Source organism: Azonexus hydrophilus (assembly GCF_038368255.1).
Lineage (GTDB): Bacteria > Pseudomonadota > Gammaproteobacteria > Burkholderiales > Rhodocyclaceae > Azonexus > Azonexus hydrophilus.
Genome location: NZ_CP151406.1, coordinates 1,444,812 through 1,469,356, shown reverse-complemented (window position 1 = coordinate 1,469,356; position 24,545 = coordinate 1,444,812). Strand labels below are relative to the sequence as shown.

Sequence of the window (24,545 nt, the reverse complement as noted above, 5' to 3'; positions counted from 1 at the left end):
GGCGATCAATCGCGGTAGTTGCCGTCCTTGATCGGGAAATCGGTGATTTTCGAGCGGACAAGCGCAATCGCTTCGCGCAGTTCGTCGATCTTCTTGCCCGACACCCGCACCGCGTCGCCCTGGATCGAGGCTTGTGCCTTGAGCTTGGCGTCCTTGATCAGCTTGACGATCTTCTTGGCCAGCTCGCTGTCGATGCCATCGCGGATCTTCAGTTCCTGCTTGGCCTTGTTGCCGGAAACGCTCTGCACCTTCTGCGCATCGAGCCGCTTGACGCTGTCCTTTTCCTTCTTTTCCAGTGCCGGGAAAAGCAGGTCCTTGATCTGGTCGAGCTGAAAGTCGGAGTCGCCCCACAAGGTGATCAGCTTGTCCTTCTCGTTCAACTCGACCTTGGCCGAGGTGCCCTTGAAGTCGTAGCGGTTATCGATCTGGCGCGAGGTGACGTCGACGGCATTCTTCAACGCCACCATGTCCGCTTCGGAGGTGAAGTCAAAGCTCGGCATGGCGATTACTCGAAATGGCAGACGTAGTGGTAAGGCGCGTCGCAGGCGATCTCGAAGCTGGAATTGCCCGGCACGTTGAACGACTCACCGGCGCCGTAGGTCTTCCACTCGCTCTCGCCCTTGAGCTTGACGCGGCAGGAACCGCCGACGCCTTCCATGACTTCCGGCGCGCCGGTGTTGAAGGTCAGCGACGACGGCAGGATCACGCCGACGGTCTTCTTGGTGCCATCGGCGAGGATGACGGTGTGGCTGACGCACTTGCCGTCGAAATAGACGTTGGCAGCCTTGACCACGGAAACGTTGTCGAATTGAGACATCAGATACCCCAGAGTTTTTCAATGATGGATTTGGCGATGAAACCGACCATGCCGAAAGCCAGCACGAAGAACAGGACGAAGGTCCCGGTCTTGCCGGCTTTCGACTTCCAGGCGATTTCGCCGATGATGAACAGCATGAACAGGATGAAGGCGCCGACGCCCCAGGTCGAGAAAAAGTCGGCGATCTGCTCCTCGTTGAAGCCGAATACAGTACCTTCCACCGATCAACCGCCCTTGCGTGCCTTGAGATTGGCGGCAATGCGCATGCGCAGCGCATTGAGCTTGATGAAGCCGCCGGCATCCTTCTGGTCGTAGGCACCGGCGTCGTCCTCGAAGGTGGCGATGGTCGAGTCGAACAGCGAATCGGTCTTGGAATCGCGGCCGACGACGATCACGTTGCCCTTGTACAGCTTGACGCGGACGAAGCCGTTGACGTTCTGCTGGGTGTGGTCGATCAGGGTCTGCAGCGCGACGCGCTCCGGGCTCCACCAGTAGCCGTTGTACACCAGGCTGGCGTAGCGCGGCATCAGGTCGTCCTTGAGGTGGGCGACTTCGCGATCGAGGGTGACCGACTCGATGGCGCGGTGGGCGCGCAGCATGATCGTGCCGCCCGGGGTTTCGTAGCAGCCGCGCGACTTCATGCCGACGTAGCGGTTCTCGACCAGGTCGAGGCGACCGATGCCGTGCTTGCCGCCGAGCTGGTTGAGCTTGGTCAGCACCTGGGCCGGGCTCAGGCGCTCGCCGTTCAGCGCAACGATGTCGCCCTGCTCGTATTCGATGTCGAGGTATTCGGCCGCATCGGGTGCCGCTTCCGGCGACACCGTCCAGCGCCACATGGATTCCTCGGCCTCGGCGGCCGGATCTTCGAGATGGCGGCCTTCGTAGGAGATGTGCAGCAGGTTGGCGTCCATTGAGTACGGCGAACCGCCCTGCTTGTGCTTCATCTCGACCGGGATGCCGTGCTGCTCGGCGTAGGCGAGCAGCTTCTCGCGCGACAGCAGGTCCCATTCGCGCCACGGGGCGATGACCTTGACGCCCGGCTTCAGCGCGTAGGCGCCGAGTTCGAAGCGGACCTGGTCGTTGCCCTTGCCGGTGGCGCCGTGCGAAATGGCGTCGGCACCGGTCAGGTTGGTGATCTCGATCAGGCGCTTGGCGATCAGCGGACGGGCGATCGAGGTGCCGAGCAGGTATTCGCCTTCATAGACGGTGTTGGCACGGAACATCGGGAAGACGAAGTCACGGACGAACTCCTCACGCAGGTCGTCGATGAAGATGTTTTCCGGCTTGATGCCGAACTTCAGCGCCTTGGCGCGCGCCGGCTCGAGCTCTTCGCCCTGGCCGAGGTCGGCGGTGAAGGTCACCACTTCGCATTGATAGGTGTCCTGCAGCCACTTGAGGATGACCGAGGTATCCAGACCGCCCGAGTAGGCGAGAACCACTTTCTTGACGTCGCTCATTTGCTTTTCCAGTTGCGTTTTGACAATGCCGATCAGACCTTGAGGCGGCCGAGCAGCAGGTATTCCATGAGGGCCTTCTGAACGTGCAGGCGGTTTTCCGCCTCGTCCCAGACCACCGATTGCGGACCGTCGATGACGTCCGCCGTCACTTCCTCGCCGCGATGCGCCGGCAGGCAGTGCATGAACACGGCCTTAGGATCAGCCACCGCCATCATCTCGGCGTCGACACACCAATCGGCGAAGGCTTTCATGCGTTCCTCGTTTTCGGCTTCGAAGCCCATCGAGGTCCACACGTCGGTGGTGACCAGGTCGGCACCGCGACAGGCGTCCATCGGGTCGGCAAAGACCGCGTAGCGCGTCGGATCGACGCCGGCGATCAGGGCCGGATTCAGTTCGTAGCCGGGCGGCGTCGACACATGCACCTTGAAGTCGAGGACGTCGGCGGCCTGCAGCCAGGTATTGCACATGTTGTTGGCGTCACCGACCCAGGCCACGGTCTTGCCCTGGATGGAGCCGCGATGCTCGATGTAGGTGAAGATGTCGGCGAGGATCTGGCAGGGGTGGTATTCGTTGGTCAGGCCGTTGATCACCGGCACGCGCGAGTTGGCAGCGAAGCGCTCGATGATGTCCTGCTCGAAGGTGCGGATCATCACGATGTCGCTCATGCGCGAGATGACCTGGGCTGCATCCTCGACCGGCTCGCCGCGCCCCAGCTGGGAATCGCGGGTGTTCAGGTAGATTGCCGAACCGCCGAGCTGGTGCATGCCGGCCTCGAACGACAGGCGGGTGCGCGTGCTGGCCTTCTCGAAAATCATCACCAGCGTACGGTCGCTGAGCGGCCAGTACTTCTGGTAGGACTTGAACTGGTCCTTGATCCAGCGCGTGCGCTCGAACACGTACTGGTGTTCGTCACGGCTGAAATCCTTGAACTGCAGGAAATGCTTGATCGTCATTGCCTCACTCCGCCAGGAAGGCCTTGATCAGCGGCAGCATCCGCTCGACCAGCTCGCGGGCGTCAGCCTCGCTGAAGTTGAGCGGCGGCAGCAGGCGGATCACGGTGTCGCCGGTGACGTTGATCAGCAGGCCGGCAGCCAGGCCCCGCTTGACCAGATCGCCGCAAGGGCGATCGAGTTCGATACCGATCATCAGGCCGTGGCCGCGGATATCGACCAGACCGGCGACCCCGGCCAGCCCCTCGGCAAAACCCTGACGGATCAGCGCACCGATCCGGGCGGCGTTGTCGAGCAGGCCTTCTTCCTCGATACATGCGATGGTGGTCAGCGCTGCCGTGCAGGCGAGCGGGTTGCCGCCGAAGGTCGAACCATGGTTGCCCGGCCCGAACAGGCCGGTGGCCCGCCCGCCGGTCATGCAGGCACCGATCGGTACGCCGGAACCCAGCCCCTTGGCCAGCGTCGCCACATCCGGCTGGACGCCGACCTGCTGGTAACCGAACCATTTGCCGGTGCGCGCCATGCCGCACTGGACTTCGTCGCAGATCATCAGCCACTCGTGGGCGTCGCACAGCTGGCGCACGCCTTGATAGTAGGCCGCATCGCACAGATGAATGCCGCCCTCGCCCTGAATGATTTCCAGCATCACGGCGACGATGTTGTTGTGGTGTTCGGCGACGGCGCGGACCGCCTCGAGATCGCCGTAAGGGACGCGGATGAAGCCGGCGACCAGCGGCTCGAAACCGGCCTGCACCTTGCGGTTGCCGGTCGCCGACAGGGTCGCCATGGTGCGGCCGTGGAAGGCCTTTTCCATGACGATGATGGTCGGCAGTTCGATGCCCTTCTTGTGACCGTAGTAGCGTGCCAGCTTGATCGCTGCTTCGTTGGCTTCACAACCGGAATTGGCGAAGAAGACTTCGTCCATGCCCGACAGCGCGCACAGCTTGTCAGCCAGTTGTTCCTGGCCGGTCACCCCGTAGAGATTCGAGGTGTGCAGCATCCGCCCGGCCTGCGCCGCGATCGCAGCGACCAGCTTGGGATGGGCGTGACCCAGGGTATTGACGGCGATGCCGGACAAGGCATCCAGGTATTCCCGCCCCTCGGTATCCGTGATCCGGCTGCCGGCGCCATGGCTGAAAGCCACCGGCAAGCGGGCGTAGGTATTCATGACATGCGACATGAGGCAACCCCATAAAACGAAAACGGCGGCTACCGCCGCCGGAACGATCACAACCCGTACCGGCAAATAAATCCGGAAAGAGTTGCAGAAAGCTGAATGTTAAGTGAAAAATAGCGCCTTGTATAGAACGGCCAAACCATGCGAATCGCCATATTCAACCAGAAAGGCGGCGTCGGAAAGACGACCACCACGCTCAATCTCGGCGCAGCCCTGAACCGCTCGGGCAACCCGCCGCTGTTGATCGACCTCGATCCTCAGGGTCACCTGTCGAGCATCCACGGCCAGGCGCCACTCGATGCCGGACAGAGCCTGTTCGCCTTTTTCCAGGATTTGCGCACCCTGCAGGAACTCGAGGTTGAGTGGGAGCATATCGGCCGCCTGATCCCCGCTCACCAGCAACTGATCAAGGTCGATTCGATCTTCGGTAAAGGACCGGCCATTCTCAACAAGTTGCGCCATGGCCTGGACGTCCTCGAGGAAGCCAATCCGGAACGGCATTGCCTGATCGACTGCTGTCCCTACATCGGCGTGCTGGCGCTGAACGCGATTTTCGCCTGCGACTGTCTGGTCATCCCGGTATCCACCGATTACCTGTCGCTACAGGCCGCCGACCACATCACGCGAACGCTGCAGGTTCTGGAACCGGTGATGAAGCGCCGTGTCCCGCGTTACTACCTGCTGACACGCTTCGACCGCCGCCGCCGGATGAGCGAGGACGTACGCAACCGCCTGCGCGAACGCTATGGCGACGAAGTCATCGATACGGTGATTTCCGAGAATGTGACGGTGGCCGAAAGCCCCTCACTGAATCAGGACGTGTTCCGGCACAACGCCAGCAGCACGGGCGCCCACGATTACCGGAAACTGTTCAACGAACTGCTGGAACGCGGCAGCCTGCCAGTCACGACGCGCTGATCAGATCGACCACGTCTTCGTAGTTGATCGACCCCAGGCGGCCGTTCATGCTGACCTGATGGTGCTTGCACTCCAGAATTTCGCAGTAGTTGTAGATCTGCGCGACCTTGCGGCGAGCCTCTTCCTCATCCCGACCGTAGAAAGAGAGATGCTCAACGATAACGCCATTACGCGTCCGTATCCGGAAAAGGTACTTGCTTATCGTCCCAGCGAGCATAAAAACCTCAACAGATCAAAGCTGTATGAGGAGTATATGCAGTCGTTTCGAGAAACACAACGAATTCACCTGCCTGTGTCGCCACAATGTGGTAAAAATTTGTTGTTCAGCGATCCGCCAGCAACCTGACCTCGCGCTGCGGGAAGGGAATCTGCACACCATGCTCGCGGAAGGCCTGCCAGATGGCCAGATTGATGTCCGAAACGACGTTCATCTTGCCGTTTTCCGGATCGGCCACCCAGAAACCCAGTTCAAGATTGATGCTGCTGTCGGCAAACTGGGTGAGCAGCACCCGCGGCGGCGGGTCGGGCAGCACCCGCGGCTGACGCCGGGCCGACTCGACCAACAGGCGCATCGCCAGATCGAGATCGCTGTCGTAAGCCACACCGACCGTCGTACTCAGACGCAGACTGTTGTCGGAATAGGTCTGGTTCTGGACCACCGTGCCGATCAGCATTTCATTGGGCACGATGAATTCGATGCCGCCCGGATTACGGATGACGGTATAGCGTGTGGTGATCTGGCTGACGACCCCGCTGTCGGCGCCAATCTGGACGATGTTGCCGATGCGGATCGAACGCTCGAGCAGGATGATGAAACCGGACACGTAATTGCTGGCGATCTTCTGCAAGCCGAAACCGAGACCGACACCAAGCGCCCCGGTAAACACCGACAGGGCAGTCATGTCGATGCCGACCATCGACAGGCTGACCAGCACGGCCAGCACCGTCAGCACGGCCCGGGCAACCCGGACGCCGACGATACGCAGATTGCCGTCGAGCGAGCGCATGCCCATCAGGCGGGCCTCGATGACGCCGGAGATCCACAGCGCAAAGACCACGGTCAGGAAAATGGTCACCAGACCGCTGAAAATCAGCCACAGGTTCAGTTGCTGCTTGCCGATGCTGAAACCGACCTGGGTCATCGCCTCGATCACGAACGGTGCCAGATCGGTGATGTACAGCGCCAGCCAGCCCCAGACCAGCGTGGCGATCAGCTTTTCCCAGGAAGTCAGCCAACTGGCCCCGGGAAAGGCCTGGCGCAGCACATAGACGACACTGCGAACCAGCGCCATCGACGCCAGCAAGGGCATCGCCACTTGCAGCACGGTTACCGGCATGAAGGATTTGAGCGCCATCTGGGTCGCCCCGGTCAGCACCATCCCCGACACAGGGAAAGCCAGGCGTCCGCCGAGCTGACGGAAGCGTCCGCCGGCATCTTCACGATGCGTCCGTTGCCACCAGTGGGCGCCCCCCCAGGCCAGCACCAGGCAGCTGCCCAGCGCGACCAACTGCCAGACGAACAGCGGATCGCCGAAGTCCGCAAGTAATTTGCCGATCAGGCTCAGCGCCTGACGCGTCGACTCATCCATTCTGCTTCTCCAATACGGCGGCGAAGAAGCCGTCCGTATCGTGAAGATGCGGCAGCAGATGCAGCATGTCGCCGCTCACGGCCACGCCCTGGCGGGCCAGCACCTGTTCGGCCGGCACCAGGCGGAACGCCGGATGGGCGGCCAGGAAGGCGTCGACGATGCGCTCGTTTTCCTCGGCCAGCAGGCTGCAGGTGGCATAGACCAGCCGTCCGCCCGGGCGTAGCAGAGTCGCTGCCGCGGCCAGGATGTTGGTCTGTTTGGCGGTCAGTTCGGCAATCGACGCCGCGTCCTGGCGCCATTTCAGGTCGGGGTTGCGCCGCAGCGTGCCCAGCCCTGAACACGGCGCATCGACCAGCACGCGATCAACCTTGCCGGCCATGCGTTTCACCTTCTGGTCACGCTCGTGCTCGATGCGCACCGGATGGACATTGGACAAGCCCGAACGCGCCAGACGCGGCTTGAGCTTGCTCAGGCGGCGCTCGGAAACGTCGAGCGCGTAAAGGCGGCCGGTATTGCGCATCTGCGCACCGAGCAGCAGCGTCTTGCCGCCGGCGCCAGCGCAGAAATCGACGACCATCTCGCCGCGTTTGGCTTCGACCAGCAGCCCCAGCAACTGACTGCCTTCGTCCTGCACCTCGAAAGCCCCGCCCAGGAACAAGGGATGCTTGGCCAGCGCCGGCTTGTCGCGCAGGCGGACGGCCAGCGGCGACCAGGCGCCGGGCTGGGCGGCAATGCCGGCTTCGGCCAGTTGCGCGAGCAGGGCCTGACGGTCGGTTTTCAGGGTATTGACCCGTAAGTCCAGCGGCGCCGGTCGGTTCAGCGCTTCTGCCAGGACCGGGATTGCGTCCGCAGTAAAACTCGTCAGCAAGCGCTCGTACAGCCAGTCCGGCAGGTCGCAGCGCACCGCCGGCGACAAGGCCGACTCGTCGAACGCCGCCACACTGGAGAGCCAAGCTTCCTCGCCGGCTTTCAGCACCGGGGCCAGTTCGCGCAGATTCCAGCCACGCACGACCAGCAAGGCAACCAGCAGACGCCGGCGGTCGGACAGATTGTCGGCACAACGCGCTTCGATGCTGCGCCCCCGGCGCAGGACCGCGAACACCGTTTCGGCAACGAAACCGCGATCGGCATGCCCCAACTGGCGATGCTCACGGAAATAACGCGAGACCACGGCATCGGCCGGATGATCGAAATTCAGCAATTGCCCCAGCAGGGTTTCGGCGTGGGCAAAGAGGGCGGGCGTGAAGCGGACTTTCATGGTTTTCCTGACGGCATTTCCGGCCCGGTGCCGGAAATATCTAGCGTGGTGGCAAGCTGGGTGTAACTGTCACCTTTTTTATCGGTAAAGCGGATTTTAACCGGCAGACGCTGCCGATCCAGCGCAATCCAGATTTCGGTCAGTGTTTCACCCGCAGCGCGCAGGTGCAAGGTACGAAAACGGCCGGCCGGCGTCTCGATCTCTTCCTCGCCAAGCGAATCCAGTTGGTAGCGCTCGTAGCTACGACCGGCAACCACACCTATCGTCGATCCATTTTCCGGCGACCGGAGATAAGCCAGTTGATAAATCAGCGACAACAGATCCTGCGTACCCGGCGCAATCTTGAGCACACTGCCGTCGCGCTCCAGCCTCACCTCTCCGGTCGCCCAGTCGAAATCGGCGTTATCTCCGCGCGGCTTGCCATTGCGCAGAATGCGGAAGCCCTCCGGCTGCAGGCCATGCGCCACCAGCCGACCGAAGCTTTCATGCTCCTGGCGCAAGGGCTTGAGCAAGGCGACCAGGCCGCTGGTCTCGATCATGCTGCTCAGGCGATAACTGCCATCACCCGGAAAATCCCATTGATGCAGGGCCCGCCCGATCTGCATGCCAAGAGACTCCTTGACCACCACAAAGGCCAGTCGGCCGCTACCCGACAAGACCGGCTCAACGGCAGGCGGCCGAGGCGGACTGACCGCCTCGTCTGCCACGGCAGTCGCCAAAGCATCGTTCGCCGCGGCATCATCCCGGGCTGGCATCGCTGCCAAGCCAGCAGCGGTATCAACCGGCGGCACCGGCGCAGGCGCGGGGATTGGCTCGACCGGCGGCTTCGGCCGGGGGGGTGGCGATGGTTCGGGAACCGGCAACGGCGGCAAGGCTCGCAACTCGGCCTTCAGGGGGACGCTCTCCGGCGGCTCCCCGAACATCCCGTAGTCGATGCCGAACAAGGCGAAGGCATGGACCAGCAAGGAAAGCAGCAAGGCTGCGATGAACAGCTTCCGCATCGGGTTCAGCGCAGGGCTGGCGCCAGTAACGCGTCCTGTTCGAACACCTCGCCGGCAACCCGGACGCGCCCGTCAATCAGAGTCAACCGGCCTTCGGCAAACCAGCGCACGGCCTGCGGATAAACGCGATGCTCCTGACGCAGGACACGAGCCGCCAGGCTCGCCTCGTCGTCGTCATCAAGCACGGCAACTGCCGCCTGAACGACCACCGGGCCATGATCGAGTTCAGCGGTGACGAAATGCACGGTGCAGCCATGAATGCGCACCCCTTCGTCCAGTGCCCGCTGGTGCGTGTGCAAACCGGGGAAGGACGGCAGCAAGGAAGGATGGATATTGAGCAGACGGCCCGCATAGTGGCGGACGAAATCCGGCGTCAGAATGCGCATGAAGCCGGCGAGAACGACCAGGTCCGGGGAAAATTCGTCAATGCAGGCAGCGAGCGCAGCGTCGAAGGCCTCACGGCCGGCGAAGGCCTTGTGATCCAGGCAACGCGTCGCGATTCCGGCAGCGGCGGCCGTTTCCAGTCCCTTGGCATCCGCGCGGTTGCTGATCACGGCGGCAATATTGACGGGGAGACGCCCCGCATCGCGCTCGGCGATCAGTGCCTCCATGTTGCTGCCCCGGCCGGAAATCAGGATGACGATGTTTTTCATGTTCAGAAACCTACAGGAAGAAAGATGGCCGTGGCCACGGATTGCGTCATCCGCGACAAGGTGCGGCCGTTACGGTCGGCAACAACCTGGGCAATCAGGTCAAGCAAGCCGATGACACGACCGAACTCCCGTTCGAACGAGAGATTGCGATTGGCCGGATCAAGTTCATTGGACAGCAGGAAAAGCTCGCCGCCGGCACGCCGGTCCTGGCCGAGCTTCCAGATGGCGACTTCCATATTGCGCGCCGCATTGTATAACTTGGTTTCGTTCAGGCTGTCTAGGACGTAGAAGTCGTTCTTGTGCTCGAAGGCAGCATCGACCATGGTCAGCAGGCCGAACACCAGCGCCGCCACACGATCACCGGAAAAGCCTTCGGAAAACGCCAGCTGCGCGGCAAAGCGCTCGCGCTGACCAAGGAGTTCAGGCCAGTCATGATGGAGTCGCCGCCGCAGCCGATCGACGGCAGCCTCCCGGCTGGGCAGTCCGGCCTGGCGCCACTCGCGCGGGTTGCGCTTGTAGAGCTTGTCGGCAATCAGCAGCAAACCATCGACAATCTCGCGCCGCGTCGTATCGGCAATGCGATCAACCTCGGTTTTCAGCAGATACCGGGCATCAACCCGGGTTTCGGTACGACCGTCACTGCCCATGCGGGTTGAGCAGGCACCCAAAAAACCCGCCAGCAAAAGGCCGGCAAGGAGATTCGCGCCAAGGCTCAAACGTCTCATGCGAACGTTCCGGGGAATGAAGGAGGCCGCATTATAATCCGGGCATGCCGACCATCGCCCGCCTCCCCGACCTCCTGATCAGCCAGATTGCCGCCGGCGAGGTCGTTGAAAGACCCGCCTCCGTATTGAAGGAGCTTCTCGAAAACAGCCTCGACGCCGGCAGCACGGCGATCCAGGTGCACCTGGAGGAAGGCGGCGTCAAGCTGATCCGCATCACCGACGACGGCTGCGGGATTGCCAGGGACGAGCTGGCGCTGGCGCTGACCCGGCATGCCACCTCGAAGATCGCCAGCCTCGACGACCTCGAACGCGTCGCCAGCTTCGGCTTTCGCGGCGAGGCACTGGCCTCGGTCGCCGCCGTCGCCCGGCTCGCCATCACCAGCCGCGAACGCGGCGCGGCGCACGCCTGGAAGCTGCGCGGCGAAAATGGCGCAGAACCCGAACCGGCGGCGCTGATGGCCGGCACCGTGGTCGAGATGCGCGACCTCTATTACAACACCCCGGCGCGGCGCAAATTCCTCAAGTCGGAGAGCACCGAGTTCGCCCACTGCGCCGACGCCGTCCGCCGCCTGGCGCTGACCCGGCCCGATGTCGCCATCAGCCTGACGCACAACGGCCGCAGCCTGTTCCAGCTGGCGCCGGCCGACCGCGCCCGGCGCATCGCCGAAGTGGTCGGCGACGATTTTGTCACGGCATCACGTACGGTCGACGCTGCCGCCGGTCCGATTTCGCTGACCGGCTTCGCCATCGACCCGACCCGCGCCAGCGAGGCCAAGGACGGCCAGAACGTCTTCGTCAACGGCCGCTTCGTGCGCGACAAGATCATCGGCCACGCGCTGCGCGAGGCCTACCGTGATGTCCTCCACGGTGCCCGCCAGCCGGCCGTCTGCCTGTTCCTCGAGATCGACCCCGGGCTGGTCGACGTCAACGTCCATCCGGCCAAGACCGAAGTCCGCTTCCGCGACTCGCGCGCCGTGCATCAGTTCGTTTATCACGCCATACAGCGCACCTTGGCGACGCCGATCCAGGCTACCGAACCGGCGCCGGTCAATGAAAACAGGGAACAAACCACGGTTTTCGCGGAGAAAAAGCCGTGGACATCCCCAGCCTCCACGGCCCCCACTTTCCCGCCGCCACTGCGCCATCAGGGCAGCCTCGGTGTTGCCGAACCCGCCGCCACGGCTTACTTGGCTTTCGCCCAGGCCGCCCAACGCCCAGTAACGACCAGCATGGGCGCAGCCGATGCGCCGCAATTCCGTCCGGAGGTGCCGGTCGACCGTGACGGGCCGCCGCTCGGCTACGCCCTGGCGCAACTGCACGGCATCTACATCCTGGCGCAGAACGCGGGCGGGCTGATCGTCGTCGACATGCACGCGGCGCACGAGCGCATCCTCTACGAAAAGCTCAAGACCGCCTTCGACAGCCGCCAGGTGGCGACCCAGAACCTGCTCATCCCGGCGGTCTTTTCGGCCGATCCGGTCGACGTTGCGGCGGTCGAGGAGCACGCCGACGCGCTGGCCGACCTCGGTTTCCAGATCGCCCCGCTCGGTCCCGGCCAACTCGGCGTGCGCGCCGTGCCGGCCCTGCTCCAGTCGGGTGATCCGGCAGCGCTGGCGCGCTCGCTGATCGCCGATCTGCGCGAACACGGCATCACCCAGCTGGCCACCGCCCGCCGCAACGAACTGCTGGCAACCATGGCCTGCCACGGTGCGGTACGCGCCCGCCGTCAGCTGACGATTCCGGAGATGAATGCCCTGCTGCGCCAGATGGAAGAGACCGAACGCGCCGGCCAGTGCAACCACGGCCGGCCGACGTGGACCGCGCTATCGCTTGACGAACTCGACAAATTGTTTCTTCGCGGTCGATAATCCGGGTTCATCACGCCCGGAGCCTCGATGAAGTCTCTTATTTCGCGATTCCAGCAACTGGTTTCGCCGCAGCAGGACAATTGGCGCCGCTATGCCCTGCTCGGACTGGGAACGCTGGCGTTCATCACCTATGCCAGCCTGCTGGCAATCGGCCTGATCATCGCTCACGAGCGCGAAAGCAGCTTCGCCCTGCGCAACCTGGAGAATCTTGCGCACGTTCTCGACGACCACGCCCGCAACACGATCGCCAAGATCGACACCATCCTGCTCGGCAGCAAGGTCTATCTCTCGCCGCTGCGCGACAAGTATCAGGTCGATATCAACGCCACCCTGGCCCGCTATTTGCGGCTGATTGACGATGAATCGCAAAGCCTGCGCGTTGCCGACAAGAATGGCCGCTTCATCTTCGACGCGGCTGGAAAAGCGGCGACAGCACGCATTGCCGACCGCGCCTATTTCCAGCGCAACCGCGACGACAAGTCGGGCGCACTGGTCATTTCAGAACCCCTGTTCGCCCGCATCACGCACAACTGGGTCATCACCCTCAGCCGCCGCATTGACGACCCGCAGGGAAACTTCGCCGGCCTGATCCAGGCGGCGATTCGCGCCGAACACTTCCAGGATTTCTTCGCCAGCCTGAACCTGGGTGACGGCCAGAGCATCGCCCTGGTGAATGCCCAGGAGCAACTCATTGCCCGCTACCCGGCCGCAACGGACAAGATCGGTCAGACGGTCAGCCATCCGAAAATCGCCGAACTGATCCGGCAGCAAGGCAGCTACACCAATTTCACTACCCATTCGGCACTCGACGGCATCGAACGCCTCTACGTCGTCCGCCAGGTGGGCGACTTGCCCTTCTACGTGGTCGTCGGCCACACGCCGGAGCACTTCCTCAGCAACTGGCGCCAGCAAGCCTTCTGGGCGACGCTGAGCACCGGCCTGCTCGCCCTTGTCCTGGCCGGCTGGATCATCGTCTGGCTACGCACCTACGACCGCGCCCGGGAAATCGCCCAGGGCATGACCCGGGCCTACGAAACCACCTTCCGCCGCACCCGCGCCCTGCTCGACAGCCTGCCCGACCCGGCCTGGCTGAGCGACCGCCAGGGCTTGCTGATTGCGGTCAACGACGCCTACGCCGAACTGTCTGGCAAACCGGTCGAAGCCATTCTCGGGCAACCCGCCGAAGCCGTGCTCCCGCCGACTCTCGCCGAGGCCCTGACGACACTCTCCAGCGAGGCACTGTCGCAACAATGTCAACAAAAACAGACCGGCAGCCAGTCAACCGAGCGGGGCGGCCAGCGCCATTATGAATACATCGCCACACCGGTCTTCGACGATCGCGGCGTACTCGCCGGGGTGGCCGGCGTCGCTCGCGACATCACGCAACTACACAAAGACCAGCAACGCATCCGCCATCTGGCCGAACACGACCTACTCACCGATCTGCCCAACCGCTTCCTGCTGGCCGAGCACATGGCCAGCGCCCTGGCCGAAACGCTCGGCGATCAGGCCGAACTGGCACTGATCTTCCTCGACCTCGACCATTTCAAGAACATCAACGACACCCTTGGCCACGACATCGGCGACCAGTTGCTGCTGCAGGTTGCCCAGCGGCTCAGCGCCAGTCTCGACGAACGCGATACGATCAGTCGCCAGGGCGGCGACGAATTTGCCATCCTGATCCGTCACCATGGTGCGCCGGCCCGACTGGCAAGCATCGCCCAGCGCCTGATCAACGTCCTCGGCCAGACCTTCTTCGTCAGCGGCCACGAATTGCGCGTCGGCGCCAGCATCGGCATCAGCCTGTATCCACAGGACGGCAAGGACATCGGCAGCCTGCTGAAGAACGCCGATACGGCGATGTATCAGGCCAAGGCAAGCGGCGGAAATACCTATCGCTTCTTCACGCAGGAAATGAACCTGCGCATTTCGGAACGCGTCACGCTCGAAAACAATCTGCGCCGGGCACTCGACAGCGACGAGATCTTTGTCCACTACCAGCCCCAGACCGACGCCAGGAAACAACGCCTGGTCGGCTTCGAAGCCCTGGTCCGCTGGCAACATCCCGAACTCGGCATCATCCCGCCGACACGCTTCATCCCGGTGGCCGAGGAAAGCTGCCTGATCTCCCAGATCGGCGAGCGCGTGCTGCGCGAAGCCTGTCAGCAGAACCGTCGCTGGCAGGACATGGGATTACCACCGGTGGTGATGGCGGTGAATCTGTCAGCCGTGCAGTTACGTCAGCCCGACCTGGCGCAACGGGTCGGCGCCATCCTCACCGAAACCGGTCTCGATGCGCGCTGGCTGGAGCTGGAAATCACCGAGAGCGCGTTCATCCACGACACCGACCGGATCATCGATGTCCTCCAGGAACTGCAGGCGATCGGCATCAAGCTGTCGGTCGATGACTTCGGCACCGGTTACTCCAGTCTCGGTTACCTCAAGCGCCTGCCTTTCGACCGGATCAAGATCGACCAATCCTTCGTCCGCGATCTGCCGGACGATGCGGACGATATCGCCATCGTCCGCGCCATCATCGCCATCGCCGCCAGCCTGCAGAAGGAAGTCATTGCTGAAGGCGTCGAGCAGGCAATACAGCGTGACTTTCTTCTGGAACTGGGCTGCGACCTGATGCAGGGCTACCATTTCGGCCGGCCTGCCGACGCGGCCAGCGCCGAAGCCATGTTGCGCACCATGCGCCGGTAAACCGACACCGATTCAGGCTTTAGCCAGGTTTTCCCGAGCGAAACTGCGCAGGCGGTTCATATCGCGCGCCCGGGCTTCACGGTCGCTGGCGTTGAGCACGACCATGGCGACCACCCGGCCGTCGAACTGCTCGGCTTCGGCCAGGCAGAAGCCGGCCAGCGAGGTAAACCCGGTCTTGCCGGCAAGCAGCGAGACCGAGCGGTCATGGGCGAAGCGATTCACGTTGAGCTTGCCGCCGACCGCCGTCTTGCGCGACAACGCCTGGAAATAGGGAATCTGTGCCAGGGTCGCCAGCAGCACGCCCAGATCCCGGGCGCTGGCCTGATTGACCGGCGACAACCCGGCGGCGTCGCCAAAATCGAAGCTGAACAACTGCATCTGCGTCATCAACGCCCGCATCGCGTAACGGAACTCTTCCCAGCCGCCGGGAAAAGTCCGCGCCAGCGCCGCCGCTGCGCGGTTGTCCGAGGCCACTACCAGCCATTCAAGCAACTGCTCGCGGCGCCAGCGCGAGCCGACCGGGAGGCTGGAGCGGGTATGTTCCGAGCTCACCGCATCCGCCTGCTCGATGCGTATCGTCTCGTTCAGGGGCAGTTCGGCGCTCAACACGACCCAGGCGGAAATCAGCTTGCTGATCGAGGCAATCTGCACCGGGCGGTCGGCATCGATCGCCAGCAGGGTTTCATCCAGGCTGCCGACGAAGGCATGACGGGCACTCAAGCCCGGTATGCGCTCACCGGCCGCCCCGGCAAACGACGGCAGCAGGCCGGCGGCCGGCGCGAGCAAGCCGGCGGAGAGCAGGCGACGACGACTGAGAATGACGGTCATGGTCAGCGGATTATAGCCCCCCGTGCTAGCATTGCCCGCCATGAAATTACCGCCAGCCATCCTCATCATGGGTCCGACTGCTTCGGGCAAGACCGCTGCCGCCATGGCGCTGGCCGACCGTTTGCCGGTCGGTCTGATCAGCGTCGATTCGGCCCAGGTCTTCATCGACATGGATATCGGTACCGCCAAGCCCGACCGGGAAACACTGGCCCGCTATCCGCACCGCCTGATCGACCTGATCACGCCGGAACAGCGTTATTCGGCGGCCCGCTTCCGCGCCGAGGCACTGGCGGCGATGAACGAAATCCGCGCCGCCGGACGCATCCCCGTGCTGGTCGGCGGCACCATGCTCTATTTCCGCGCCCTGCTGCACGGACTGGCCGAGCTGCCGCAGGCCGACGATGCCCTGCGCGCCACCATCGACGCCGACGCCGCCCGCCTGGGCTGGCCGGCGATGCACGCCCGCCTGGCCGAACTCGACCCGGCGACGGCTGCCCGGCTGCCGCCCAACGACAGCCAGCGGATCCAGCGGGCGCTGGAGGTCTGTCTGGCAGGCGGCCGGCCGATGTCCGCGGTGCTGGCCGAGAGCGAACAACAGAAACCGGACTGGAATTTCCTGCAACTGGCCTTGCTACCGTCGGACCGCGCCGTGCTGCACGAACGCATCGCCCGCCGCTTCGACGAAATGCTGCTCGCCGGCCTGGACGAAGAAGTGGCGATGCTGCGGCAGAAATACCGGCTCACCCCCGAACTGCCGGCGATGCGCTGCGTCGGTTACCGTCAGGTCTGGGAGGCCCAGGACGGCCTGATTCCGCGCCAGGAAATGCGCGACCGCGGCGTCTTCGCCACCCGGCAACTGGCCAAGCGCCAGATTACCTGGCTGGGCAATTCCTTTGCCGCCGAGACTTTCGACTGCATCGACGCCGGATTAAGCGAACGCGTCAGCCAGCGCGTCGCCCGTTTCCTCAACGCCTGAGCACCTGCTCCAGGCTTTGCGCCAGTTCCTGCAACTGGCCGATGGTCTGCAGGCTGGCATCCTGGCTGGCGACCATGCGCTGCATGTAATCCGCCGCCAGCGTGGTCATCGACTCCTCCTGGCTCTCGGTGAGTCCCAGCGACATCATCGAACGGCCCAGGGCTTCCTGGAATTCGATCATGATCTCGGTGAGTTCCATCGAATTGCGGCGGTAGCTGGCCTGCACCGAATCGAGCGTTGACTGCACCCGCGGCAAGGCTGCCTCGATGCCGGCCCGCCGGTGGCGCGCCAGTTCCTCGGCCTCGATCGCACGCATCCGGGCGTCGGCGCCTTCAGCCAGCAAGGCACCGTTGTCGCGGATACGACCGCAGCGGTCCGGATCGTCCAGCGGCATGTTGTTGACCAGCAAGGTGACGTGCCCGTAATTGAACACGCAGCGCGTCTTGAACTGGAAAATCCGCCCGGAATGCCGGACATGGTTGAGCACCGAAACTTCCAGCGGCAGATCGCAACCGTTCTCGCTGTACGACCGGGCCCGGTCGTCCATGCGCAGCTGGACGGCGGCATTCAGTTCATACTGGCGCATGCTGTCGATCAAGGCCGCCGCCAGTTCTTCCGAACTGCCGCAGGAGAAGGACTTGCTCAGGAACTGCAGGACGACACCCAGTTCGCCCATGCTGACCATCGCCGACATCGCCGTGCGCTGCGCATAACCGGCCTGCTCGTGCAGGTTGCGTTTCTCGCCGAGGATGCGTGCCGCCACCTTGACCTTGCGCAGGAGCTCGTCCGGGTCGAAGGGCTTGGTAATGAAATCTTCTCCGCCGGCTTCGTAGCATTGCAGGCGCGTGTCGATATCGTCGCTGGAAGAAACGAACAGGATGGGAATGTCCTGCGTATCCCAATCCTCCTTCAGACGCTGGCAGACCTCGAAACCGCTGATGCCCGGCAGGGTCAGGTCGAGGATGACGATATCCGGCTTGCACTCGGCAATCCGCGCCAGGCAATCCTCGCCCGAGCCGAAGAATTCCCGGTCGAAATCCGCCTCAAGCACGGCGCCGAGCACCTCCAGCAGAATCGGATCGTCGTCGACGATGAACACCTTGAGTTTATTGTCCATTTATTTTCTCCCCGTATCCCGGTTCAGCGCAGGCCGATCCACAAGCCCACGATCACCACGACAAGCACCACTGCCCAGCCCAGCCTGTCGATATAGCGATGCAGTGCTTCCTCCATCCGTGCCCCACCCCAGGCCATCAGGCCGGCAACCAGGAAAAAGCGCAGGCCGCGGCCGACGATGGAAGCCAGCGTAAACGGCAACAGCGCCATCGACAAGGCACCAGCGGCGATGGTGAATACCTTGTAGGGAATGGGCGAGAAGCCAGCGACGAAGACCGCCCAGAAGCCCCATTTCCCGAACCACTCGACCGCCGTCTGGTAAGCCGGCCAGTAACGGCTTTCCTGCAGCCAGGGCTGGATCGCATCGAGGGCGAAATAACCGATCAGGTAGCCGGCCAGACCGCCAAGCACCGATGCCAAGGTGGTGATCAGCGCCAGCCGCCACCAGCGCGGCGGGTTGGCCAGCGCCATCGGCGCCAGCATGACATCGGGCGGCACCGGAAAAAAGGACGATTCGGCAAAACTCAGACCGCCCAGATACCAGGGCGCGCGTGGATGACGCGACCAGTCCATGGCCCGGCGATAGAGGGGAGAAAAGAGTTTCATCAATGAGCTTCTTCGGAAAGCGGGGTTTCAGCAGGATGCGGCTGGATCCGGGTGGCCAGCAGGGTATAGACCGCCGGCACCACGAACAGCGTCAGGAAGGTACCGAGCAGCAGACCGCCGACGATGACCCAACCGATCTGCTGACGCGATTCGGCCCCGGCGCCGGTGGCCAGCGCCAGCGGCACGGCGCCGAGGACCATGGCCCCGGTAGTCATCAGGATCGGACGCAAGCGCAGTTCGGCGGCTTCGATCACCGCTTCGCGCAGTTCCCGGCCCTTTTCCTGCAGCTGGTTGGCGAATTCGACGATCAGGATGCCGTGCTTGGTAATCAGGCCGACCAGCGTGACCAGGCCGATCTGGCTGTAAACATTGAGCGTGCCGTCGGTCGCCCAGAGCGCGAACAGCGCGCCGGCCATCGACAGCGGCACGGTTAGCATGATGATCAGCGGATCGCGGAAACTCTCGAACTGCGCCGCCAGGACCAGGTAGATGAAAGCCAGCGCCAGCACGAAAGTGATCGCCAGCGACGCCGACGACTGGCGGAACTCGCGCGTCTGCCCGTTGTAATCGACGGCGTAGCCCGGTTTGAGCATCTGCCCGGCGACCCCGTCCATGTAGGTCAGCGCCTCACCCATGGTGTAGCCCGGCGCCAGGTTGGCGGTGATGGTCACCGCCCGGCGCTGGCCGAAGTGGTTGAGCTCCCGGGGCGCCACGGTTTCCTGGACGTCGAGCAGGTTGTCGAGCGAAATCATGCTGCCATCGCCGCCGCGCACGTAGATGTCGCGGATGTCGTCGGGCGACCGGCGGTCGCTGTCGGCGACCTGGACGATCACGTCGTACTGCTCGCCGTCGCGCTTGAAGCGGGTCACCTGGCGGCCACCGAGGAAGGTTTCCAGCGTCCGGCCGATGGTCTCGACCGGTACGCCCACGTCGGCCGCCTTGTCGCGCCGCACCACCACCGACAGCTCCGGCTTGTTCAGCTTGAGGTCGGTATCGACGTTGGTCAGCCCCGGATTCTTCGCCAGTTCGCCGAGGAATTGCTGGGTCACCTGCTGCAGTTCCTCATAAGGCGCCGAGGTGACGATGACGAAATTGATCGGCCGCTCGCGCGGACTCTGGCCGAGCGACGGCGGCGTCACCGGGAAAGCCATGACGCCGGGCACGGCGGCGAACTTGGGGAACAGTTCCTTGGCGATGTCGGACGAACTGCGCGAGCGCTCGCTCCAGTCGCTCAGGCCGACGAAGGAAATGCCCTGGTTCACGGTCGGGTTGCCGGAAACGACGAAATAGCGCTCGATATCCCGGGTCTGGCTGTAGATGTTTTCCAGTTGCTGCGCGTACTTCTCGGTGTAGTCCAGCGTGGCGCCATCCGGCCCGTTGAACACGCCGATGATCACGCCGCGATCCTCGATCGGCGCCAGTTCGGATTTCAGCGCCTTGAGCAGGACGCCGCAGGCGACGGCGACGGCGACGAAAGCGACGAAGACGATCCAGCGATGGGCCAGCGCCTGCGTCAGCACGCGACGATAGCCGGTGTTGAGCCAGTTGAGGAAGGACTCGATCAGCATGAAGCCCTTCGAATGCTTTTCCTCGTGCTTGAGCAGCACCGAGCACATCATCGGCGACAGCGTCAGCGCAACGAAACCGGACACCAGCACGGCGCCGGCCAGGGTCAGCGCGAACTCGATGAACAGCTTGCCGGTGCGCCCGGTCATGAACGCGACCGGCGCGTACACGGCGGCCAGCGTCAACGTCATCGCGACCACGGCAAAGCCGATTTCCTTCGCCCCCTTGAACGCCGCCTCGCGCCGCGACATGCCTTCCTCGATGTGGCGGTAGATGTTCTCCAGCATCACGATGGCGTCGTCGACGACCAGGCCGATGGCCAGCACCAGCGCCAGCAGCGTCAGCGTGTTGATGGTGAAGCCAAGCACGAACATGATGGCGAAGGCACCGATCAGCGAGACCGGGATGGTGACCAGCGGAATCAGCGTCGCCCGCAGGTTGCGCAGGAAGAAGAAGATGATCGCCAGCACCAGCACGATGGCTTCGGCGATGGTGGTGAACACCGACTTGATCGAGCGGTCGATGAACACCGACGAATCGTAGGAAATATCGACGCGCATGCCCTCGGGCAGCTCTTCGGTGATACGCGGCAGTTCGGCGCGCAGGGCCTTCGACAGTTCGAGCGGGTTGGCCGTGGCCTGCTTGATCACGCCCAGCGACACCGCCGAGCGCCCCTTGAAGCGCACCGAAGTCCGTTCGGCGGCAGCGCCGATCTCGACCCGCGCGACATCGCCGATACGCACCGGGTAACCATCGACATTGCGCAGGATGACCGCGCTGAATTCTTCAGGCGTGCGCAGGTCGGTGGTCGATACCACGGAAAACTCGCGCTCGACGCTCTCGATACGCCCGGCCGGCACTTCGACATTCTGCCGGCGCAAAGCATCCTCAACATCGGCCGGCGTCAGCCGATAGGCCGCCAGCCGCTGCTTGTCCAGCCAGATGCGCATGGCGAACTTGCGCTCGCCGAAAACACGCACATCGGCAGCACCGGTCAGCGTCTGCAACTTGGGCTTGACGATACGGTTGGCGACGTCGGTGACTTCCAGCGGCGAATGTTTCTCGGACGAGAACGCCAGCCAGATGATCGGGTTGGCGTCGGCCTCGACCTTGGCGATGACCGGCTCGTCGACTTCGTCGGGCAGGCGGTTGCGCACCCGGGAAACGCGGTCGCGGACGTCGGCAGCGGCCGAATCCGGCTCGCGTTCGAGCTTGAAGCGCACCGAAATCTGGCTGCGTTCGGCCCGCGAGATCGAGGTGATCACCTCGACGCCTTCGATACCGGCCAGCGAATCCTCAAGCGGCTTGGTCACCTGCGACTCGATGATGTCGGCCGAGGCACCGCGGTAATCGCTGGTCACCGTGACCACCGGCTCGTCGATCTTCGGGTACTCGCGCACCGACAGGCGATCGTAGGAAACGATACCGATCAGCATCACGACCAGCGACAGCACGGTCGCGAAGACCGGCCGTTCGATGCAGATTTCCGAAATTCTCATGGCTTGCCCTGGGCGCCTTCAGGCGCCTTCGCTCCCGGTACCGTCACCGGCGCCCCCGGGCGCAGCTTCAGCTGGCCAGCACTGACCACGACATCGCCCGCCGCCAGTCCGTCGACAATCTCGACCTGGGCATCGCGGCGGATGCCGGTACGGACCACGACCCGCTCGGCCTTGCCATCGACCACCTTGAACACGGCCGGCTTGGCGCCCGGCATGATGGCTTCTTCCGGCACCATCAGCACACCCTTGCGCTCGCCGAAGGCCAGCCGCAGACGGACGAACATGCCCGGGCGCAACTGGCCGGCGGCATTGTCCAGCCGCGCACGCACGGCGATCGAGCGACCGTTCGGGTCGATCTGCGGATCGATGGCCTCGACCTTGGCGACGAATCGCTGCCCGGGCAGCGCATCGCTGCCCAGCTCCAGCGACTGCCCAGCCTTGACCCGCTCCAGCCAGGTTTCAGCCAGACGGAAATCGACGCGCAGGCTGCTGACGTCCTCGATATTGACCAGCGCCTCGCCTTCCTTGATGTAGCTGCCGACGCTCACATCGCGCAACCCGACGATGCCGCGGAACGGCGCCTGGATGCGCATCTTCGCTGCCTTGGCCGCCGCCAGTTGGACCGCCGCTTCCTGCACCTTCAACGTCGCTGCCGAAGCATCGAGCGCCTGCGGGCTGATGAATTTCTTTTCCAGCAATTCCTGGTTGCGCTTGAAGCTGGCCAGCGCCAGGTCGCGATTGGCCTGGGCTTGCGCCAGTTCGGCGTCGGGAATGGTGGCATCGAAGGCGATCAGCAGATCACCCTTGTTGACCAGCGCACCATCGCGAAAGCCGATCCGGGTGATGCGCCCGCTGACTTCCGGACGCAGCACGACCGATTCGGCAGCCTTCAGCGTGCCGACTGCAGTGGTGTCGTCGGCAAAATCGACCGCCAGCACGGTGGCGACCTCGACCGCCACCGGCCGTGCCGGTGCCGCCTGAGCTGCCGGTGCGGCGGCCTTTTGGCCAGGCGCGGGCGCCGGCGCTTCGCTGCGGTTGGCCGACCAGGCATAGAAACCAAGTCCCAGCAGACCGGCAAAGGAAAGCGCAAGAACGCCACGACGTTTCATCTTGTTCATGGTGGGGAGATTCCTGGGCTTGGCCCGAGATTGATCATTCCAGACGAATTGTACCCAACATCGCCCCCGGTACCGACCGTGGCAGCGTTTTCCCTTGCGGGAGAAGCGAAGGCGTCGGCGCAGGCGAGATGGCCGCGGGCCTGCAGGGACTCGTCGAGCAAGGCAACCTTGACCTTGACGACACCGGCCTGGAGCATTTCCAGGTAATCGGCGGCAGATTTCGAAATATCGATGACCCGCGTCCGATGCCGGCGATGCATGCGGTCATTGATGCGGACCACGACGCACAGGCCATTGGACGGACGCAGCACGGCAACGTGGCTGCCGAGCGGGAAGCGGTTGCTGGCGGCGCTGAAGACGGTCTTGTCGAAAACCTCACCGCTGGCCGTCTTGCGGCCATGGAACTTGCTGCCGTAGTAACTGGCCAGCCCTTCGACCACGGCGACCGGCGACGGCGCCTCGGCAACCGCCGCCAGGGTCAGGCCCAGGCCGCAGCAGAGCGCCGCGACCCGCCTGACAAGATCAGATGACGACGGTCTGCGCCTCGTCACCCTGACGGGCCCGGATCGTGCCGATGCGGTAAACCGCTTCGCCCTGCGCCTTCAGCTCGGCCATCGCCGCATCGGCGTCGGCCGCAGCGACGACAACGACCAGGCCGATACCGCAGTTGAAGGTGCGGTGCATCTCGCTCTCGGCGACATTGCCTTCGGCCTGCATCCAGTCAAACAGCTTGGGACGCGGCCAGGCGGCCTTTTCCAGTTCGGCGACGGTGTTTTCCGGGAGCACGCGCGGCACGTTTTCGAGCAGGCCGCCACCGGTGATGTGGGCCATGCCCTTGATCGCGACCTTTTCCATCGTCGCCAGCACCTGCTTGACGTAGATGCGGGTCGGCGCCATGACCACGTCGGCCAGCGAACGATCGCCGTCGAACGGCGCGTTCATGTCCGGCTTGGAACGGTCGATGATCTTGCGCACCAGCGAGTAGCCGTTGGAGTGGGCGCCGGAAGACGCCAGGCCGAGCACCACGTCGCCCGGGGCAATCGACTTGCCGTCGATGGCCTTGGATTTTTCAACGACGCCGACCGCGAAACCGGCGAGATCGTATTCGCCGGCCGGGTACATGCCCGGCATTTCGGCGGTTTCGCCACCGATCAGCGCGCAACCGGCCAGTTCGCAGCCCTTGGCGATGCCGCCGACGACGGCAGCGGCGGTATCGACATCGAGCTTGCCGCAGGCAAAGTAATCGAGGAAGAACAGCGATTCGGCGCCAAGCACCAGAATGTCATTGACGCTCATCGCGACCAGATCCTGGCCGACGGTGTCGTGACGATTAAGGTCAAACGCCAGCTTCAGCTTGGTACCGACACCGTCGGTCCCGGACACCAGCACCGGCTCCTTGTAACGCTTGGGCACTTCGAACAGGGCGCCGAAGCCGCCAATGCCGCCGAGCACGCCGTCGCGCAGCGTCTTCTTGGCCAGGGGCTTGATGCGCTCGACGAGGGCATCGCCGGCATCGATGTCGACACCGGCATCACGGTAGGAGAGGGAGGTATTCTGGGTCATGATCTTGAAAGCTCGCCGGAAGCAGCCCATGGGCCGCTGGAAAAAACCGCGATTTTACCCGAAAGCCGGCCGAGCCCCTAACCCATGGCGCCAGCTCTGCTAAAATCGCGGGTCCGTCTTTCCGGCGCCCGGCATGGCGCCCATCCCGTGGAGA

General features: G+C 63.8%; 23 protein-coding genes. 4 read left to right on the top strand and 19 right to left on the bottom strand.

Annotation, left to right across the window (positions count from 1 at the left end; translation table 11 throughout):
• Positions 1-5: 5 nt before the first annotated feature.
• From AADV58_RS07090 to AADV58_RS07065, 6 genes are read right to left on the bottom strand one after another with little or no spacing between them, the layout of a single operon-like run.
• Positions 6-500, bottom strand: coding sequence for a YajQ family cyclic di-GMP-binding protein (locus AADV58_RS07090; RefSeq protein WP_028996033.1), 495 nt, complete (start codon positions 498-500; stop codon positions 6-8).
• 5 nt (positions 501-505) lie between these two features.
• The gene (locus AADV58_RS07085; protein ID WP_028996034.1) at positions 506-817 is read right to left on the bottom strand and encodes a pyrimidine/purine nucleoside phosphorylase; all 312 of its coding nucleotides are present in this window, start codon (positions 815-817) and stop codon (positions 506-508) included.
• Entirely contained in the window at positions 817-1,038 is a 222-nt protein-coding gene (locus AADV58_RS07080; RefSeq protein WP_028996035.1) for a DUF2788 domain-containing protein, read from the bottom strand. Before AADV58_RS07080 ends, AADV58_RS07085 begins: the two co-directional genes overlap by 1 nt.
• Before the next feature lie 3 nt (positions 1,039-1,041).
• Positions 1,042-2,274: an argininosuccinate synthase gene (locus AADV58_RS07075; protein WP_341744419.1), complete on the bottom strand. Its 1,233-nt coding sequence runs from the start codon at positions 2,272-2,274 to the stop codon at positions 1,042-1,044.
• Between the two features lie 32 nt (positions 2,275-2,306).
• Positions 2,307-3,227: an ornithine carbamoyltransferase gene (argF, locus tag AADV58_RS07070; RefSeq protein ID WP_341744418.1), complete on the bottom strand. Its 921-nt coding sequence runs from the start codon at positions 3,225-3,227 to the stop codon at positions 2,307-2,309.
• Between the two features lie 4 nt (positions 3,228-3,231).
• Positions 3,232-4,404 carry an aspartate aminotransferase family protein gene (locus AADV58_RS07065; protein ID WP_281981782.1) on the bottom strand — a complete coding sequence of 391 codons (1,173 nt, stop codon included), beginning with the start codon at positions 4,402-4,404 and terminating at the stop codon, positions 3,232-3,234.
• A 138-nt stretch (positions 4,405-4,542) separates the two neighbouring features.
• On the opposite strand from AADV58_RS07065, the gene AADV58_RS07060 reads away from it, so the two are divergent.
• The gene (locus AADV58_RS07060) at positions 4,543-5,319 is read left to right on the top strand and encodes a ParA family protein (protein WP_028996039.1); all 777 of its coding nucleotides are present in this window, start codon (positions 4,543-4,545) and stop codon (positions 5,317-5,319) included.
• On the opposite strand, the gene AADV58_RS07055 is transcribed toward AADV58_RS07060, so the two are convergent.
• The 6 genes from AADV58_RS07055 to AADV58_RS07030 form a co-directional block, all read right to left on the bottom strand.
• Positions 5,306-5,536 carry a hypothetical protein gene (locus tag AADV58_RS07055; protein ID WP_043421686.1) on the bottom strand — a complete coding sequence of 77 codons (231 nt, stop codon included), beginning with the start codon at positions 5,534-5,536 and terminating at the stop codon, positions 5,306-5,308. The two genes, AADV58_RS07060 and AADV58_RS07055, sit on opposite strands and share 14 nt — an antisense overlap.
• Positions 5,537-5,642: 106 nt before the next feature.
• Complete coding sequence (locus AADV58_RS07050; protein ID WP_341744417.1) at positions 5,643-6,908, bottom strand: mechanosensitive ion channel family protein; 1,266 nt, start codon at positions 6,906-6,908, stop codon at positions 5,643-5,645.
• Entirely contained in the window at positions 6,901-8,166 is a 1,266-nt protein-coding gene (locus AADV58_RS07045) for an RsmB/NOP family class I SAM-dependent RNA methyltransferase (RefSeq protein ID WP_341744416.1), read from the bottom strand. Before AADV58_RS07045 ends, AADV58_RS07050 begins: the two co-directional genes overlap by 8 nt.
• Entirely contained in the window at positions 8,163-9,167 is a 1,005-nt protein-coding gene (locus AADV58_RS07040; RefSeq protein ID WP_341744415.1) for a DUF3108 domain-containing protein, read from the bottom strand. Before AADV58_RS07040 ends, AADV58_RS07045 begins: the two co-directional genes overlap by 4 nt.
• A 5-nt stretch (positions 9,168-9,172) precedes the next feature.
• Entirely contained in the window at positions 9,173-9,820 is a 648-nt protein-coding gene (gene purN / locus AADV58_RS07035) for a phosphoribosylglycinamide formyltransferase (protein WP_341744414.1), read from the bottom strand.
• Between the two features lie 2 nt (positions 9,821-9,822).
• On the bottom strand, positions 9,823-10,545 hold the full coding sequence (locus AADV58_RS07030) for a hypothetical protein (RefSeq protein ID WP_341744413.1): 723 nt from the start codon (positions 10,543-10,545) through the stop codon (positions 9,823-9,825).
• A gap of 44 nt (positions 10,546-10,589) precedes the next feature.
• Between AADV58_RS07030 and mutL the strand changes: the two genes are divergently transcribed.
• Positions 10,590-12,413 (top strand): DNA mismatch repair endonuclease MutL, encoded by a 1,824-nt coding sequence (gene mutL / locus AADV58_RS07025; protein WP_028996045.1) that lies wholly within the window; start codon positions 10,590-10,592, stop codon positions 12,411-12,413.
• 27 nt (positions 12,414-12,440) lie between these two features.
• A complete protein-coding gene (locus AADV58_RS07020) occupies positions 12,441-15,119 on the top strand; it encodes a bifunctional diguanylate cyclase/phosphodiesterase (protein WP_341744412.1) in 2,679 nt (892 codons plus the stop codon).
• Positions 15,120-15,131: 12 nt separating this feature from the next.
• Here AADV58_RS07020 and AADV58_RS07015 read toward each other — a convergent pair whose 3' ends face one another.
• Complete coding sequence (locus tag AADV58_RS07015; RefSeq protein WP_341744411.1) at positions 15,132-15,989, bottom strand: D-alanyl-D-alanine carboxypeptidase family protein; 858 nt, start codon at positions 15,987-15,989, stop codon at positions 15,132-15,134.
• Between AADV58_RS07015 and miaA the strand changes: the two genes are divergently transcribed.
• Positions 15,988-16,923 carry a tRNA (adenosine(37)-N6)-dimethylallyltransferase MiaA gene (gene miaA, locus AADV58_RS07010; protein WP_298398885.1) on the top strand — a complete coding sequence of 312 codons (936 nt, stop codon included), beginning with the start codon at positions 15,988-15,990 and terminating at the stop codon, positions 16,921-16,923. The genes AADV58_RS07015 and miaA overlap by 2 nt on opposite strands.
• Here the strand turns inward: miaA and AADV58_RS07005 are convergent.
• Genes AADV58_RS07005 through purM form a run of 6 tightly spaced genes read right to left on the bottom strand, consistent with a single transcriptional unit; the run spans position 16,913 to position 24,391 of the window.
• Positions 16,913-18,040 carry a response regulator gene (locus tag AADV58_RS07005; protein ID WP_341744410.1) on the bottom strand — a complete coding sequence of 376 codons (1,128 nt, stop codon included), beginning with the start codon at positions 18,038-18,040 and terminating at the stop codon, positions 16,913-16,915. The two genes, miaA and AADV58_RS07005, sit on opposite strands and share 11 nt — an antisense overlap.
• A gap of 23 nt (positions 18,041-18,063) precedes the next feature.
• Complete coding sequence (locus tag AADV58_RS07000) at positions 18,064-18,645, bottom strand: YqaA family protein (RefSeq protein WP_028996049.1); 582 nt, start codon at positions 18,643-18,645, stop codon at positions 18,064-18,066.
• Positions 18,645-21,710, bottom strand: coding sequence for an efflux RND transporter permease subunit (locus tag AADV58_RS06995; protein ID WP_028996050.1), 3,066 nt, complete (start codon positions 21,708-21,710; stop codon positions 18,645-18,647). The genes AADV58_RS07000 and AADV58_RS06995 overlap by 1 nt, the downstream gene beginning before the upstream one ends.
• A complete protein-coding gene (locus AADV58_RS06990; RefSeq protein WP_341744409.1) occupies positions 21,707-22,828 on the bottom strand; it encodes an efflux RND transporter periplasmic adaptor subunit in 1,122 nt (373 codons plus the stop codon). Before AADV58_RS06990 ends, AADV58_RS06995 begins: the two co-directional genes overlap by 4 nt.
• Positions 22,825-23,379, bottom strand: coding sequence for a septal ring lytic transglycosylase RlpA family protein (locus tag AADV58_RS06985; protein ID WP_341744408.1), 555 nt, complete (start codon positions 23,377-23,379; stop codon positions 22,825-22,827). The genes AADV58_RS06990 and AADV58_RS06985 overlap by 4 nt, the downstream gene beginning before the upstream one ends.
• Positions 23,351-24,391 carry a phosphoribosylformylglycinamidine cyclo-ligase gene (gene purM, locus AADV58_RS06980; protein ID WP_028996052.1) on the bottom strand — a complete coding sequence of 347 codons (1,041 nt, stop codon included), beginning with the start codon at positions 24,389-24,391 and terminating at the stop codon, positions 23,351-23,353. Before purM ends, AADV58_RS06985 begins: the two co-directional genes overlap by 29 nt.
• Positions 24,392-24,545 lie beyond the last annotated feature (154 nt).